Genomic DNA, 14212 nt, shown 5'->3' on the forward strand with positions numbered 1-14212 from the left:
GCTTCGACCGTAGGGACGCTCCTCTGATCCGTCCAATGCATGGAATCGCCATAATCGTTCCCATGGAGCATCAGCAAAGGTCGGAGCATCGCCTGTCATCATCCGGTGACACAGAAGACATGGCGCTGTTGCTCGCGCCCCGCCTCGCCTACTTCGCCGGCGTCGCCCGCCACGAGCACGTCACCCGCGCCGCACAGGAGATGAACGTCCCCCAGTCCACCCTCTCCCGCGCGATGGCCCGCCTGGAACAGGACCTGGGTGTCGAACTCTTCGCCCGCCGCGGCCGCACCCTCGTCCTCACCACCGCCGGCCGCACCTTCCTGGCCTCCGTCGAACGCGCCCTCGGCGAGGTGGAACGGGCCGCCGAGGAGGTCCGCGCGGACGCCGACCCGGCCACCGGCAAGGTCGCCTTCGGCTTCCTGCACACCATGGGCGCCGAGACCGTACCCGGACTGCTGCACGCCTTCCGTGCCGAGCATCCCCGCATCCGCTTCAGCCTGGTGCAGAACTACGGCGAGGCCATGCTGGAGGGCATGCGCGCCGGCCGCCTCGACCTGTGCCTGACCTCGCCCGTCCCGGACGCCCCCGACCTCGTCGCCCGCCGCCTCGACGAGCAGAAACTGCGCCTGGTCGTGCCCGCCGACCATCCGCTGGCGGGCCGCCGCCGGATCCGGCTGGCCGAGGCGGCCGAGGAGAACTTCGTCACCCTGGAGCCCGGCTACGGCCTGCGGCGCATCACCGACGCCCTGTGCCGCGAGGCCGGTTTCACGCCCCGGATCGCCTTCGAGGGGGAGGAGGCCGAGACCCTGCGGGGCCTGGTCGCGGCCGGCCTCGGGGTCGCGCTGCTGCCGCCGCCGACGGTACCGCGGCCGGGGGTGGTGGAACTGACCGTCACCGCGCCCCGGGCCGTCCGCGAGATCGGCGTCGCCTGGCCGGCCGACCGCCCGGACACCCCGCCGGTCGCCGCCTTCAAGAAGTTCCTGCTGTCGAGAAGGGGGAACCTGCTCGCCTGAAGGGTCCCGGCCGCAGGGGGGATCACCGCCGCAGCGAACTGCCGAACCCGGCCGCCAGCGGCATCCGCAGCCCGATCGGCGGCGGCGCCGCCAGCGCGTCCTCGACCGGCCGGGACACCGGGTGCCCGAACAGCGCGCCCCGCACGAAGTCGTCCGCGAGGCACACCACTTCGTCCCGGTAGCCGTGCAACCGGTGCCCGTCGGAGTGCACCTCGAACCGGCACACCTCCCGGTTCACCTTCTTCGCCCGCGCCGCGAGCCGGAACGACAGCTCCGGGTCGGACCGCTCGTCGTTCGTGCCGTGCACGATCAGCACCCGCCGCCCCACCAGCTGCTTCACCGGCTCGGCGGGCGCGGCCACGTCCTCCTCGGGCAGCCAGGGAGCCAGCGCCACCACCGAGTTGACGGCCTCGTGACCGCCCGCCCGCAGCGCCGCCCGGCCGCCCATGCCGACACCGACCAGGCACACGGGAACGTCTCCGTACCGCCGCACGACCTCGTCGGCGGCCCACTCCGCGTCGGCGGCGAGACGGGCCTCGCTGCCGTTCCATCCCCGGTAGCGGTAGCGGACGGTGTGCACGGCCAGCCCATCCGCCCGTCCTGTGCGGGCGAACCGGCGCCCCAGGGAGCGGACGAACGCCGTCGCCCCCACCAGGGGCGGCCTGCGGGCCGAGACCTCCTCCCCACCGGGCAGCAGCAGCACCGCCCCGCACACCGAATCCGGCACCGGCCCGACCGCCCTGCCCAGCCCGGCCGTTCGGACCGGTGACGACGATTGCTGTCCCATGGCAGAACAGTGTCAGAAGCCGCGGTATACGAAACCCGTACCGGCGGTCACCGTTGGGTATCGACGTAAAGGAGACGGAAAACGTCCGGCCGTGTCCGGGTGCGAGCCGGAGATTTCTACGCGCGTAGGCGTTAGAGTGCGGAAATGACGAGCCAGACTGCACCGAAGGGGACCGTCCCGGCGAACGTCCCGGGGCGCGTGCCGACGCCGGACCAGATCCGCCGGGCGCCCAAGGTTCTGCTGCACGATCATCTCGACGGCGGGCTCCGGCCCGGCACCGTCGTCGAACTCGCCCGGGAGGGCGGGTACGCGGAGCTTCCCGAGACCGACCCGGACAAGCTGGGCCTCTGGTTCCGCGAGGCCGCCGACTCCGGCTCGCTGGAGCGTTATCTGGAGACCTTCCGGCACACCGTCGGCGTGATGCAGACCCGGGAGGCCCTGGTGCGGGTGGCCCGGGAGTGCGCGGAGGACCTCGCCGAGGACGGCGTGGTCTACGCCGAGGTGCGGTACGCGCCCGAGCAGCACCTGGAGCGGGGCCTGGCCCTGGAAGAGGTCGTCGAGGCCGTCAACGAGGGGTTCCGGCAGGGCGAACGGCTCGCCCGGGAGAACGGGCACCGGATCCGCGTCGGCGCCCTGCTCACCGCCATGCGGCACGCGGCCCGTTCGCTGGAGATCGCCGAACTCGCCAACCGCTACCGGGACTCCGGTGTCGTCGGCTTCGACATCGCCGGTGCCGAGGCCGGGTATCCGCCCACCCGGCACCTCGACGCCTTCGAGTACCTCAAGCGCGAGAACAACCACTTCACGATCCACGCCGGAGAGGCCTTCGGGCTGCCGTCGATCTGGCAGGCGCTCCAGTGGTGCGGCGCCGACCGGCTCGGGCACGGGGTGCGGATCATCGACGACATCGAGGTACGGCCCGACGGATCGGTCCGGCTCGGCCGGCTCGCGTCGTACGTCCGGGACAAGCGGATCCCGCTGGAACTGTGCCCCAGCTCCAACCTCCAGACAGGGGCCGCGCCCTCGTACGCCGAGCATCCGATCGGGCTGCTGCGCAAGCTCCTGTTCCGGGCCACGGTGAACACCGACAACCGTCTCATGTCCCACACCAGCATGAGCCAGGAGTTCGAGCATCTTGTCGACGCGTTCGGTTACACGCTCGACGACCTCCAGTGGTTCTCTGTCAATGGGATGAAATCAGCGTTCATTCCTTTCGATGAACGCCTTGCGATGATCAATGACGTCATCAAGCCCGGATACGCCGAACTGAAATCCGAATGGCTTTTTCAGCAGGCGTCTCCGACCAGCGGTTCTTCGGGAGCGGAGGGGTAGGGCGCCGCGCCTCCGCGTGCGGAATGCGGTCGCGTTCTCGCGAGCCGTCCGCATTTCGGTGATTGCGGGTCCGGGTGCGGCGCGTTTACGGTCATGGACCTCTCCTGTAGTTTTCCGTCGCATTCAAGGACGCATTCACCATGAAGCAGTCTGCCGCCAAGACCCTCGGTGTCGCCGCCCTCGGTGCCGCCTTCGCCGCCGTCGGCGCGGGCGCCGCCCACGCGGCCCCCGCCGCCCCCGATGTCACGCAGGTCGCCAAGTCGCTGCCGGGGACCGTCGAGGGACTCACCCAGGAGCAGGGCGCCGTGGCCTCCGGAGTGGCCGCCGCGCAGCCCGCCGTGCAGCGGGTGCTCGCTCAGGGGCCGGGCGGACTGCTCGGCGGACTGCCGCTGGGCGGCACGGGCCTGCCCACGCATGGCATGGGCGTGAACGGACTGCCGCTCGGCTGACGCCACCACCCGTCCGGCGCCGCCGGGGTGTTCCGGATCCGACCGGAGCGTCCCGGCGGCGTGGTCTCACCAGCTGGTGGCGCGGGCCTCGTCCTCGGACGGCAGCAGGATCCACAGGGCTATGTAGAGCAGGAACTGGGGGCCCGGCAGCAGGCAGGACAGCAGGAAGATCACCCGCATCGTGGTCGCGGAGGTGCCGAAGCGGCGGGCCAGGCCCGCGCACACTCCGCCGATCACGCGTCCGTGGGTGGGTCGGGCAAGGGCGGTCATGACGCATCCTCCGTGGTCGTCGGTGAGGTCGATCAGCTGTCTACGACGATACGGACACGAAGGGGACGAAGCGTCACTCTAAGGAGCGATTCCGACCCTGGGAATCGTCGGGGTACGCCCCTGAGAAAGCCCCTCCTGGAAGGTGGCCGACTCCGCCTCCAGGCTCCTGTGCACCCGCTCCCACCTGCGCAGACGCGCGCGGGCGGCGGGTACGACGAGCAGGTGGGCCAGGATCACCCCGGCCGTGTTCAGCAGCAGCGAGTCGACGTCCACGACGCGGCCCGGGACGCCGGTCTGGAGCAGCGCGATGCCGAGGGAGATCAGACAGGCCGCGGCGGCGGTGCGCAGCAGCGAGGCGAGCGGGGACACGTCGAGGCGGCCGTGCGCCATCGGCAGCAGCACGCCGAGTGGCGCGAGCAGCGCGAGCCCCTCGCCGAGCGGCTTCACCGCGGCGGGCCACCCCAGCGCCAGATCGGCGCGGATGCCGGCCAGCGGGTGCAGATTGGGCGGCGTCACCCAGGGGACGTCCAGTGGCCGCAGCATCAGCCAGGCGACGAAGACGATGTGGGCGAGGAGGAGGATGCCCCCTGCCGCCCGGACGCGGATGACGGCGCCGCCGCCGAAGTCCCCTTGACGCTGCACGCCCCCCAAGACGCGTGGCTCCGTACGATCGGTTCCGCATCGGGGGACGGCCTGCGCGGCGCCCGTGCCCGAAACCGAACCCGGCAGCGGTCCGGAAACGGCAGTGGCCTGGCAGCGGTAACCCGGGACCGGCCCTAACCCCGGTCCGGCCCTAACCCCGGTCCGCCCCTAACCCGGCAGCGGCCTTAACCCCGGTCCGCCCCTAACCGGCAGCGGCCCGAACCCGGAGCCGCTCGGACCGGAACCCGCCCGAACCGGCGGCGCAGACGAACTCCGCCCCTGCCCCGATCACCGGCACGGGGTCGCCGTACCCGCCCCGCTGCCGCGGCGGGTACGGCGCCGGGGACTCCACCGGCGGCCTGCGGCGCGGTCGAGTGGGGAACGAGGGATCGGCACCTCGGTGGTCACCCCGTACTCTCCGGCACCTCGCTCGTCGGCGGCGTCGCCGTACCCGGGCGGTTGCGGACGTCGTCCGTGCACGCGTAGCGGCGCAGGGGGGAGGGGGCGGGGCCGCCCAGGACGACCGAGCCGTCGCCCTCCGTCGCCGCGGAGTCGGAGAGGGTGCAGACCAGTTGGGCCAGGGCGGGGGCGGAGAGGCGGGAGGGGGCGGTGCCGAGCCGGAGGGTTTCCTCGGGGTCGCGGGGGGCGGGTCCGGAGACGGTCAGGCCGCCCGGGACACGGGTCGAGTAGCCCGCGGAGCGTTCCGCCGCGGAGGGGGCCGCGGCCAGCTGGTCCAGCAGGCCCTGGGCCACCATCACCCGGCGGCGGGCGTCGGGAGTGCCCTCGGGGACCCGTACCTTGCGGTCCACCGTCACCAGGGACTGGCCGCACAGCAGGAAGACCTGCACCGGCACGCCCTGCTGCGCCGCCGTGTCCGGGCCCGCCAGCGAGCACGGGACCCGCGACGGCGCCGGGCCGAAGTCGGTCGGTACCTGGGTGGCGCGGATGCCGCAACCGGTGAGCAGGGCCGCCAGGAGGGGGAGCGCCAGCCAGCGGTGCCCTCGCCGAGGTCGTCGTGCCGTCGTCATCACCCCTCCTTCCCCTGCGTCGCGTTCCCGTCCTTCTTCTTCTCGTCCCTCTCGGCCGCCTTGCCGGTCTCCCCGTTCCCGTCCGGTTCCTCCGTCAGCTCCGACGCGTCCCGCGGCAATCGCAGGGTGAACACTGCCCCGCCCTCGGGTGAGTTGGCCGCGGTGATCTCGCCGCCGTGGATGTGCGCGTTCTCCATCGCGATGGAGAGGCCGAGGCCGCTGCCCTCCGAGCGGGGGCGCGAGGCGCTGGCCTTGTAGAAGCGGTCGAAGACGTGCGGGAGGACGTCCTCGGGGATGCCGGGGCCGTGGTCGCGGACCTGGATGACCACCGAGTCGGCCGCCTCGCGCACCGAGACCCGTACCGGCGAGCCGCCGTGCTTGAGGGCGTTGCCGATCAGGTTGGCGAGGATCACGTCGAGGCGGCGCGGGTCGAGGCGGGCGTGGATGCCGCGCTCGGCGTCCAGCTCCACCGCGTCCAGCCAGGCGCGGGCGTCGATGCACGCGGTGATCTGGTCGGCCACGTCGACGTCGTCCAGGACCAGCCGGGCGGTGCCCGCGTCGAAGCGGGTGACCTCCATCAGGTTCTCGACCAGGGTGTTCAGGCGGCGCGTCTCGCTGACGACCAGGCGGACCGCGGGTTCGATCATCGGGTCCATGCTGCCCGCGTCCGAGTCCAGTTCCTCCTCCAGCACCTCGGTGACGGCGGTGATGGCGGTGAGCGGCGTCCGCAGCTCATGGCTCATGTCGGCGACGAAGCGCCGCGAGGCGTCGTCCCGCGCGGCCATGTCCGCGACCCGCTTCTCCAGCGCCTCGGCCGCGTTGTTGAACGTCCGGGACAGATCGGCGAGTTCGTCCGTTCCCGACACGCGCAGCCGGGTGTCCAGCTTGCCCTCGCCGAGCCGCCGGGCGGCGACGCCGAGGCGGTGCACCGGCTTCAGCACGGTCGTGGCGGCCGCCTGCGCGAGCAGCGCGGCGCCGATCAGCGCGAGACCGGTGGCGATGCCCAACGACCAGGCGAGCGAGTCGAGGTCCTTCGCCTCCGGCTCCAGGGACTTCGCCATGTAACCGGTCGGACCGCCGCCGATCACCCGCGTACCGGCGACCAGGTACGGCGTGCCGTGGTCCACGACCCGCTGCCAGTACAGGTGGTACGGCTGCCTGTTGGTGTCGCTGACCTCCTGCTGCCGGTTCACCGCCGTGCGCAGCGACGTCGGCACGTCCTCCAGCGAGAACCCGTTGATCCCGCCCGAGTTGCCGTACACCGTCTTGCCGTGCGCGTCCTGGCCGACCAGGAGCACGCTGAAGCTCTGGCTGCTCGCCGCCATCTGCCCGGCGGTGCGCTGGAGTTCGTCCTGGGTGGGGTGGGCCGGCAGGGCGCCCGCGCGGTTCTGCATCTCCTGGCGGAAATCGCGCAGCACCGCGTCCTGGGCGCGGGTGAGCACCGCCTCGCGGTTGAGCCAGTAGGCGATCCCCGACGCCGACACCGCGGCGGTGAGGGCGACCAGGCCGAAGACGACGACCAGCCGCAGCCTGAGGCTCGTGAACCTGAGCCGGGACAGACCTCCCTTGCGGCCCGCGGCCCAGCCGCGCAGCCCGCCTCGCGTGTCGCTCACTGAGGAGTGTCCAGGCGGTAGCCGACACCGCGGACGGTGCGGATCAGGGTCGGGGACGAGGGCACGTCCTCCACCTTGGCGCGCAGCCGCTGCACGCACGCGTCCACCAGGCGGGAGTCGCCCAGGTAGTCGTGCTCCCACACCAGCCGCAGCAGTTGCTGGCGGGACAGCGCCTGGCCGGGCCGCCGGCTCAGCTCCAGGAGCAGTCGCAGCTCGGTCGGGGTGAGCTGGAGGTCCTCGCCGTTCTTCGTCACGGTCATCGCCGAGCGGTCGATGACCAGGTTGCCGAAGGTCGCCGAGTCGCTGGACTCGCGCTCCCCGCGCCGCAGCACGGCCCGGATACGGGCGTCCAGCACACGGCCCTGGACCGGCTTGACCACGTAGTCGTCGGCGCCGGACTCCAGACCGACCACCACGTCGATGTCGTCGCTGCGCGCGGTCAGCAGGATGATCGGCAGCTGGTCCGTGCGCCGGATGCGCCGGCACACCTCGAACCCGTCGATGCCGGGCAGCATCACGTCCAGCACGATGAGGTCCGGCCGCTGCTCGCGCAGCAGCTTCAGACCGTCCTCGCCGCTGGCAGCGGTGGCCACACGGTGTCCCTGGCGCGTCAGTGACAGTTCCAGGGCCGTACGGATGGCGTCGTCGTCCTCGATCAGCAACAGGGAAGGCACCCGCTCATTCTGGCCCATGGACGGGGTGTCGTACGACCTGTCCGTATCGGCACCGCGCTGTCCGCGGTCCGCGCCCCCCGCGCTACCGCCACCGTCTGTGCACTTCCTGTGACAGCGCCGACGACGGGGGGCCCTGTGACAGGTCTGTGACAGTCGGCGGACACGGCGATGAAGTGATCCCGGCAGGCTTTTGGTCACGGGCACGGCGAGGAGCCGGATCCGGCCGCAATGGCCGGAACAGCCCGGAGCACGACCGGGCCCGGCCCGGAGCACGGCGGAAGCACCGGAAGTCCACGACGGGGAGCGCGAGATGAACACGCTGCACAGCATCAGCACCAGCGCAGTGGTCACGCGTCTGCACGACGTGCACCGGGGTTCGGAGAAGTCCGGTGCCGACGGGGGTACCTCCCGCGCGGGCGCGTTCGAGCGCGGGGGAGGCCGGGGGTGTGCTCGCGGCACCGGGCGTCAGCACACCGTGTACGGGCAGCAGCCGTACATGTCGGTGATCGAAGCGCGTACGGGGGAGGCGCACGGGGGAAGCGCGTACGGGGAGGACCGGGGGGAGCGCCGCTCCCTGACGGAGGCGGAGTTCACCGCCTACGTCCAGGAGCGCCGCGCCTCCCTGTACGCCACCGCCTACCACCTGACCGGTGACCGTTTCGAGGCCGAGGACCTGCTGCAGAGCGCGCTGTTCTCGACCTACCGGGCGTGGGACCGGATCAGCGACAAGGCGGCCGTCGGCGGGTACCTCCGTCGCACGATGACGAACCTGCACATCAGCGCCTGGCGGCGCCGCAAGCTCAACGAGTACCCGACCGAGGAACTGCCCGAGACGCCCGGCGAGACGGACGCGATGCGCGGCACCGAACTGCGCGCGGTCCTGTGGCAGGCGCTGGCCCGGCTGCCCGAACTCCAGCGCACCATGCTGGTCCTGCGCTACTACGAGGGCCGCACGGACCCGGAGATCGCGGACATACTCAACATCAGTGTCGGCACGGTCAAGTCCAGCATCTGGCGCTCGCTGCGCCGGCTGCGCGAGGACGAGGTCCTCAGCTTCGGCCGTGACGAGGAGAACGCCTTCGGCGAACTGGTCGCCTGAGGTACGGGGGAACGGGGGCCGGGCCGCTGGGGGGTGGCCCGGAAGAACACGGGGGAACACGGGGGAACACGGGGAACCGCTGTGGGGGTGGTGGCCCGTGGGGAGAGATACGGGGGAACACGGGGGAACACGGGGGAGGAATCGGAGAGGGGTCGGCCGGACCGGGGGGTCCGGCCGACCCCTCTCCGCTGTTTCCCCGGCTCTACCGCTCCGCCTCCGTGCGCGGCCGTCCGGTGGTGTACTCGCCGGACCAGGCGGCCACCGCGAGTCGGCGCAGGGCCTCGTCCCGGTCGCACGGATAGGCCCCCAGGGACACCTGGCGGGCGACGATGGTGCGTTCCGCGCGCATCAGCCGCCAGCCGCGGCGCAGCAGGAACGGCACCGACTTGCGGCCCTCCTTCAGGTCGCGGACGAAGCGCCGCCGGAAGGTGGTGACCGCCCCGCGGTTCAGGCAGAGCGCGTCGGCGAGGAGGCCGAGTTCCCGGCAGCGTTCGACGATCTCCGCGGCGAAGATGCCCTCGGCGATGAACAGCGGGGTGCGGTCGAGCCGCAGCGTCTCCTCGCCGGTACGGGCGCTGAGCGCGATGTCGTACACCGGCACCGGCGTCGAACCCGTGGTGCACAGCTGGGCGATGGCGTCGAGCGCGACCTGCGCGTCCCACGAGCCCGGGTGGTCCCAGTCGATGTCCGAACTCCCCTCCACCAGGGGCAGAGTCGGGTCGTCGGCCTCCTTGTAGAAGTCGTCCAGGCGCAGGACGGGCAGCCCGGAACGGGCGGCGACCAGGGACTTGCCCGAACCCGAGGGGCCGCACAGCAGCACGACGCGGGCGGGGGACGGGGGATGAATGCTCACGGAACACCAGTTTGACGCATGGAGTGCCGCCTGCCGACCCCGCGGTTCGCTTTTGAAGCGCGGGTCACCTCTCAACTACCCTGTGTCGCGACATCATTACCCTGCGCACCGAAGGTGGCACCAGCGATGGCCCGACACGACAAGAACCAGCACCCCACCGCGCGCCGTGCCCTGTTCGCCCTCGTGACCGCCGGCGCGGCGCTGGGCGCGGGCGCGGCGACGGCCCACGCGGGCACGGACGCCCCGCTCGTGCACGTGCCGTCGCGCGCGACCTCCCTCGGCGGCATCGACCCCGCGGCGGGGCTCACGGCTCTCACCGGCACGCTCGGCTACGCCACGGGGCCGATCGCCGGCATCAAGCCAAACCCCCTGGCGGGCACCGGCGTCGACCCCCTCGCCAACGGAGTGGGCACGCGCATCGCCGACTTCAAGCCGGTGGGCACCCAGATGCTGACGGCCCCGATCGCGGAGGCGGAGTCCGTGGGGGAGCTGCCGGTGGTGGGACAGGTGGTGGGGTTGCTGGGGGGTGGGCGGGCGTGAGGGGACGCCCCGAGGGGACCCGAGTGGCCGGCTGCTCCGCCGGTGGCCGTACGGCGGCCTGACCGGCCTGCCGGGCCGCGCCCTCCGTGCAACCGTGCGCCGGCTTGAACCGCCCGGCCGGTGGCCCGCGTTGTTGTCCCGAGTGGCCTGAGTGGGATTCAGTTGCGGCCGGGTCGACTCGTGGTACGGGGGAGGACGTCATGGATCCGGAGTCGGTGACGCGGGTATCCGCCGCGACGACGGTGGCGGGGCTGCCGGGTCGGGACGGACGGGAGGCGGACGAGGTCCGGCGCGTGGCGGGGGAGACGCGCGCCGCCGACGCCGGGCACGGGCTCCGCGCGGGCCCCGTGGACAGGCGCGTGCGAGCCTTCGGTCATCGGCGGGTGCACCGGGCGGGCCGGGAGCGGCGCGTCGACGAGCGATGACTCCGCAGGGCGAGCCGACGGCCCCGGAACCGCGCCTTCGTCTGGAGGCACACGCCTCCGAGAACGCCACGGTCTTCCAGGCGGCGCGTGACCAGCGCATCGGCGAACTCCACCTGTACTACGGCGACGGCGTCCACGGTGTCCGCAGAGCCGAGACCGAGGCGGTGGCGGACAGCTGCCCCTACCCGGGAATGGCGCCCTTCGGACCCGCCGAGGCCGCCTGGTTCTTCGGCCGGGACACGGTCACGGCACACCTCCTGGAACGCCTGGACGAGCAGTCCCGCCGAGGTGGGGCGCTGGCCGTCGTCGCCCCCTCAGGAGCCGGTAAGTCCTCGCTGCTCATGGCCGGTCTGGTGCCCCGGCTCGCGAACGGTGCCCTGCCCGGCTCGCGGCACTGGCCCGTGCTGGCGTTCACCCCGACCGCGCACCCCGTGAAGGCCCTCGCCGGGCTCCTCGCCTCCTTCACGGGAGACCCGTTCGCGAAGGTTGCCGAGGCCGTGGCGGCGGGGTGCGAGAGCGGCGCCGCGCTGCTGCGTAAGGCGTTGAGGAGCCGAACCGCCCCTCCGGCGGCAGGCGGTGTGCGGCTGCTGCTGATCGTCGACCAGTTGGAAGAGCTGCTCACCCTCTGCGCCGACGAGGCCGAGCGGCACGAGTTCCTCGACTTCCTCTCCGGCGTGACCAGGGGCGGGGCCGAGGGCGAAGAGCCGCTGGGCGCGGTCGTCTACGGCCTGCGCGCCGACTTCTACGCGAGTTTCGCCGACTACCCCCAGCTGAGATACGCCTGTGGGACGTCACGGACGGCAGGGCGGCGAAGCCCTTCGGCAGCCCCTTGGCGAGCCTGGGATGGACCACGGCACTCGGATTCAGTCCCGGCGGAGACACCCTGGCCACCAATGCCGACCGCATCGCCCACCTGATGCCCATGAGTCCCGATCAGGCCGTCCGGCGGATCTGCCGCGACACGGCCGGACGTCTCACCGCCGACGAGTGGCGCATGTACGTACCCGATCTCGCCTTCACCCGGCCCTGCGCGTGACCGCCGGACGGAGCGGCCGCGGCCGGGGCCGTGGCGACTTCTTCGGGCGAGCCGCCCCGACGCCGGGAGCCGCGCCCCCGCGGAAGGGGACGCGGCTCTTGGCGTCGGGGGGCCGGGCTCAGTACGAGGAACCGGCGGCGCCCAGCGCGCCCGTCGTGTGCCAGACCGTCTTCGTCTCCAGGAAGGCCGTCAGGCGGTCGGTTCCCGGAGTCCCGGAGTAATCCACAGCCTGGGGACGCAGGACGCGCTTCAGGTTGTCGGCTGCCGCGATCTCCAGCTCCTTCGCCAGGGCCTCGTCGGCGCCCGCGAGGTCGATCGCGTTGACGTCCTGGTGGGCGGCGAGCGGGGCGGCGATCTCCGCCGTGCGGCCGGAGAGGATGTTCACCACGCCGCCGGGGACGTCGGAGGTGGCCAGGACCTCGGCCAGCGAGAGGGCGGGAAGCGGGGACTTCTCGCTCGCCACCACGACCGCCGTGTTCCCGGTGGCGATCACCGGGGCGAGGACCGAGACCAGCCCGAGGAACGACGACTCCTGGGGCGCCAGTACGGCCACCACGCCCGTCGGCTCCGGCGAGGACAGGTTGAAGAACGGACCCGCGACCGGGTTCGCGCCGCCGACCACCTGGGCGATCTTGTCGGTCCAGCCCGCGTACCAGACCCAGCGGTCGACGGCCGCGTCCACGACGGCAGCGGCCCTGGACTTCGACAGGCCCTCCGCCTCGGCCACCTCGCGCACGAACTGCTCGCGGCGGCCCTCCAGCATCTCCGCGACGCGGTAGAGGACCTGGCCGCGGTTGTACGCCGTCGCGCCCGACCAGGCGCCGAACGCCTTGCGTGCCGCGACCACCGCGTCCCGGGCGTCCTTGCGGGAGGACAGGGGAGCGTTGGCCAGCCAGTTGCCCTTCGCGTCGGTCACCTCGTACACCCGGCCGCTCTCGGAACGCGGGAACTTCCCGCCGACGTACAGCTTGTAGGTCTTGAAGACGGAGAGTCGCTCAGTCTTTTCGGTCTTCTCAGACATCGAGGTACGCCTCCAGGCCGTGGCGGCCGCCCTCGCGGCCGAAGCCCGACTCCTTGTAACCGCCGAACGGCGAGGTGGGGTCGAACTTGTTGAACGTGTTGGACCAGACGACACCGGCGCGCAGCTTGCCCGCGACGGCCAGGATGCGGGAGCCCTTCTCGGACCAGATGCCCGCCGACAGGCCGTACTGCGTGTTGTTCGCCTTGGCGACCGCCTCGTCCGGGGTGCGGAAGGTGAGGACCGACAGCACCGGGCCGAAGATCTCCTCGCGGGCGATGGTGTGGGCCTGGGTGACGTTCGTGAAGAGCGTCGGCGCGAACCAGTAGCCGGCGCCCGGCAGTTCGCAGGACGGGGACCAGCGCTCGGCGCCCTCCGCCTCGCCCGCCTCGGCCAGTGCGGTGATCCGGGCCAGCTGCTCGGCGGAGTTGATCGCGCCGATGTCGGTGTTCTTGTCGAGCGGGTCGCCCAGGCGCAGCGTGGAGAGGCGGCGCTTCAGGGAGTCCAGCAGCTCGTCCTGGATCGACTCCTGGACGAGGAGGCGGGAGCCCGCACAGCAGACCTGGCCCTGGTTGAAGAAGATGCCGTTGACGATGCCCTCGACGGCCTGGTCGATCGGGGCGTCGTCGAAGACGATGTTCGCGCCCTTGCCGCCGAGTTCGAGGGTGAGCTTCTTGCGCGTGCCGGCCACGGTCCGCGCGATCGCCTTGCCGACCGCCGTCGAGCCCGTGAACGCGACCTTGTCCACGTCCGGGTGCGCGACCAGGGCGGCGCCGGTACGGCCGTCACCGGTCACGATGTTGACGACGCCCTTGGGCAGGCCCGCCTGGCGGCAGATGTCCGCGAAGAACAGGGCGGACAGCGGTGTGGTCTCGGCGGGCTTCAGGACGACCGTGTTGCCGGTCGCGAGCGCTGGGGCGATCTTCCAGGCCAGCATCAGCAGCGGGAAGTTCCAGGGGATGACCTGGCCGGCCACGCCGAGCGGCCGCGGGTTCGCCCCGAAGCCGGCGTGGTCCAGCTTGTCGGCCCAGCCCGCGTAGTAGAAGAAGTGGGCGGCGACCAGGGGGAGGTCCGCGTCGCGCGTCTCCTTGATCGGCTTGCCGTTGTCCAGCGTCTCCAGGACGGCCAGTTCGCGGCTGCGCTCCTGGACGATCCGGGCGATGCGGAACAGGTACTTGGCGCGCTCGGAACCGGGCAGCGCGGACCACTTCCCGAAGGCCTTGCGGGCGGCCCGGACGGCGCGGTCGACGTCCTCCTCGGATGCCTCGGCGACCTCCGACAGCACCTCCTCGGTGGACGGCGAGACGGTCTTGAAGACCTTGCCGCCGGAAGCCTCGGTGAACTCGCCGTCGATGAACAGGCCGTAGGACGGCGCGATGTCCACGACGGAGCGGGACTCGGGCGCCGGTGCGTACTCGAATGCGGATGACAGC

15 protein-coding genes are annotated in these 14212 nt (G+C 72.2%); 6 read left to right on the forward strand and 9 right to left on the reverse strand.

Annotated features, from left to right (window positions below):
* The first annotated feature begins 62 nt into the window (after nucleotides 1-62).
* On the forward strand, nucleotides 63-1013 hold the full coding sequence (locus QSK45_RS33080; protein ID WP_285562597.1) for a LysR family transcriptional regulator: 951 nt from the start codon (nucleotides 63-65) through the stop codon (nucleotides 1011-1013).
* Nucleotides 1014-1035: 22 nt separating this feature from the next.
* Here the strand turns inward: QSK45_RS33080 and QSK45_RS33085 are convergent, their stop codons facing one another.
* A complete protein-coding gene (locus QSK45_RS33085) occupies nucleotides 1036-1800 on the reverse strand; it encodes an alpha/beta hydrolase (protein WP_285562598.1) in 765 nt (254 codons plus the stop codon).
* A 144-nt stretch (nucleotides 1801-1944) separates the two neighbouring features.
* Here QSK45_RS33085 and QSK45_RS33090 point away from each other — a divergent pair, with 144 nt between their 5' ends.
* The gene (locus QSK45_RS33090) at nucleotides 1945-3132 is read left to right on the forward strand and encodes an adenosine deaminase (RefSeq protein ID WP_285562599.1); all 1188 of its coding nucleotides are present in this window, start codon (nucleotides 1945-1947) and stop codon (nucleotides 3130-3132) included.
* 140 nt (nucleotides 3133-3272) lie between these two features.
* Nucleotides 3273-3581 (forward strand): ATP-binding protein, encoded by a 309-nt coding sequence (locus tag QSK45_RS33095; RefSeq protein WP_285562600.1) that lies wholly within the window; start codon nucleotides 3273-3275, stop codon nucleotides 3579-3581.
* Nucleotides 3582-3647: 66 nt separating this feature from the next.
* Here the strand turns inward: QSK45_RS33095 and QSK45_RS33100 are convergent, their stop codons facing one another.
* The 5 genes from QSK45_RS33100 to afsQ1 all read right to left on the reverse strand — a co-directional run bounded on the left by QSK45_RS33100 (nucleotide 3648) and on the right by afsQ1 (nucleotide 7808).
* On the reverse strand, nucleotides 3648-3851 hold the full coding sequence (locus QSK45_RS33100; protein WP_285562601.1) for a PspC domain-containing protein: 204 nt from the start codon (nucleotides 3849-3851) through the stop codon (nucleotides 3648-3650).
* 78 nt (nucleotides 3852-3929) lie between these two features.
* Complete coding sequence (locus QSK45_RS33105) at nucleotides 3930-4493, reverse strand: VanZ family protein (protein WP_285562602.1); 564 nt, start codon at nucleotides 4491-4493, stop codon at nucleotides 3930-3932.
* A gap of 404 nt (nucleotides 4494-4897) precedes the next feature.
* Complete coding sequence (locus QSK45_RS33110) at nucleotides 4898-5521, reverse strand: hypothetical protein (RefSeq protein WP_285562603.1); 624 nt, start codon at nucleotides 5519-5521, stop codon at nucleotides 4898-4900.
* The gene (locus QSK45_RS33115) at nucleotides 5521-7134 is read right to left on the reverse strand and encodes a sensor histidine kinase (protein WP_285562604.1); all 1614 of its coding nucleotides are present in this window, start codon (nucleotides 7132-7134) and stop codon (nucleotides 5521-5523) included. The genes QSK45_RS33110 and QSK45_RS33115 overlap by 1 nt, the downstream gene beginning before the upstream one ends.
* Complete coding sequence (gene afsQ1, locus QSK45_RS33120) at nucleotides 7131-7808, reverse strand: two-component system response regulator AfsQ1 (protein ID WP_067041772.1); 678 nt, start codon at nucleotides 7806-7808, stop codon at nucleotides 7131-7133. The genes QSK45_RS33115 and afsQ1 overlap by 4 nt, the downstream gene beginning before the upstream one ends.
* Nucleotides 7809-8118: 310 nt before the next feature.
* On the opposite strand from afsQ1, the gene QSK45_RS33125 reads away from it, so the two are divergent.
* Nucleotides 8119-8907 (forward strand): SigE family RNA polymerase sigma factor, encoded by a 789-nt coding sequence (locus tag QSK45_RS33125; protein ID WP_285562605.1) that lies wholly within the window; start codon nucleotides 8119-8121, stop codon nucleotides 8905-8907.
* A gap of 202 nt (nucleotides 8908-9109) precedes the next feature.
* Here the strand turns inward: QSK45_RS33125 and QSK45_RS33130 are convergent, their stop codons facing one another.
* On the reverse strand, nucleotides 9110-9760 hold the full coding sequence (locus tag QSK45_RS33130) for a uridine kinase family protein (protein ID WP_285562606.1): 651 nt from the start codon (nucleotides 9758-9760) through the stop codon (nucleotides 9110-9112).
* Nucleotides 9761-9886: 126 nt separating this feature from the next.
* Here QSK45_RS33130 and QSK45_RS33135 point away from each other — a divergent pair, with 126 nt between their 5' ends.
* Together QSK45_RS33135 and QSK45_RS33140 are read left to right on the forward strand one after the other, a co-directional pair.
* Nucleotides 9887-10300 (forward strand): hypothetical protein, encoded by a 414-nt coding sequence (locus QSK45_RS33135; protein WP_285562607.1) that lies wholly within the window; start codon nucleotides 9887-9889, stop codon nucleotides 10298-10300.
* Nucleotides 10301-10721: 421 nt separating this feature from the next.
* Nucleotides 10722-11642, forward strand: a complete 921-nt coding sequence (locus tag QSK45_RS33140; RefSeq protein ID WP_285562608.1) for an ATP-binding protein — start codon at nucleotides 10722-10724, stop codon at nucleotides 11640-11642.
* A gap of 237 nt (nucleotides 11643-11879) precedes the next feature.
* Here QSK45_RS33140 and QSK45_RS33145 read toward each other — a convergent pair whose 3' ends face one another.
* Complete coding sequence (locus tag QSK45_RS33145) at nucleotides 11880-12782, reverse strand: aldehyde dehydrogenase family protein (protein ID WP_285562609.1); 903 nt, start codon at nucleotides 12780-12782, stop codon at nucleotides 11880-11882.
* Nucleotides 12775-14211 (reverse strand): aldehyde dehydrogenase family protein, encoded by a 1437-nt coding sequence (locus QSK45_RS33150; RefSeq protein WP_285562667.1) that lies wholly within the window; start codon nucleotides 14209-14211, stop codon nucleotides 12775-12777. Before QSK45_RS33150 ends, QSK45_RS33145 begins: the two co-directional genes overlap by 8 nt.
* Between the last annotated feature and the right edge of the window lies 1 nt (nucleotide 14212).

Origin of the sequence: Streptomyces hygroscopicus subsp. hygroscopicus (assembly GCF_030269125.1) — a bacterium.
Lineage (GTDB): Bacteria > Actinomycetota > Actinomycetes > Streptomycetales > Streptomycetaceae > Streptomyces > Streptomyces hygroscopicus_C.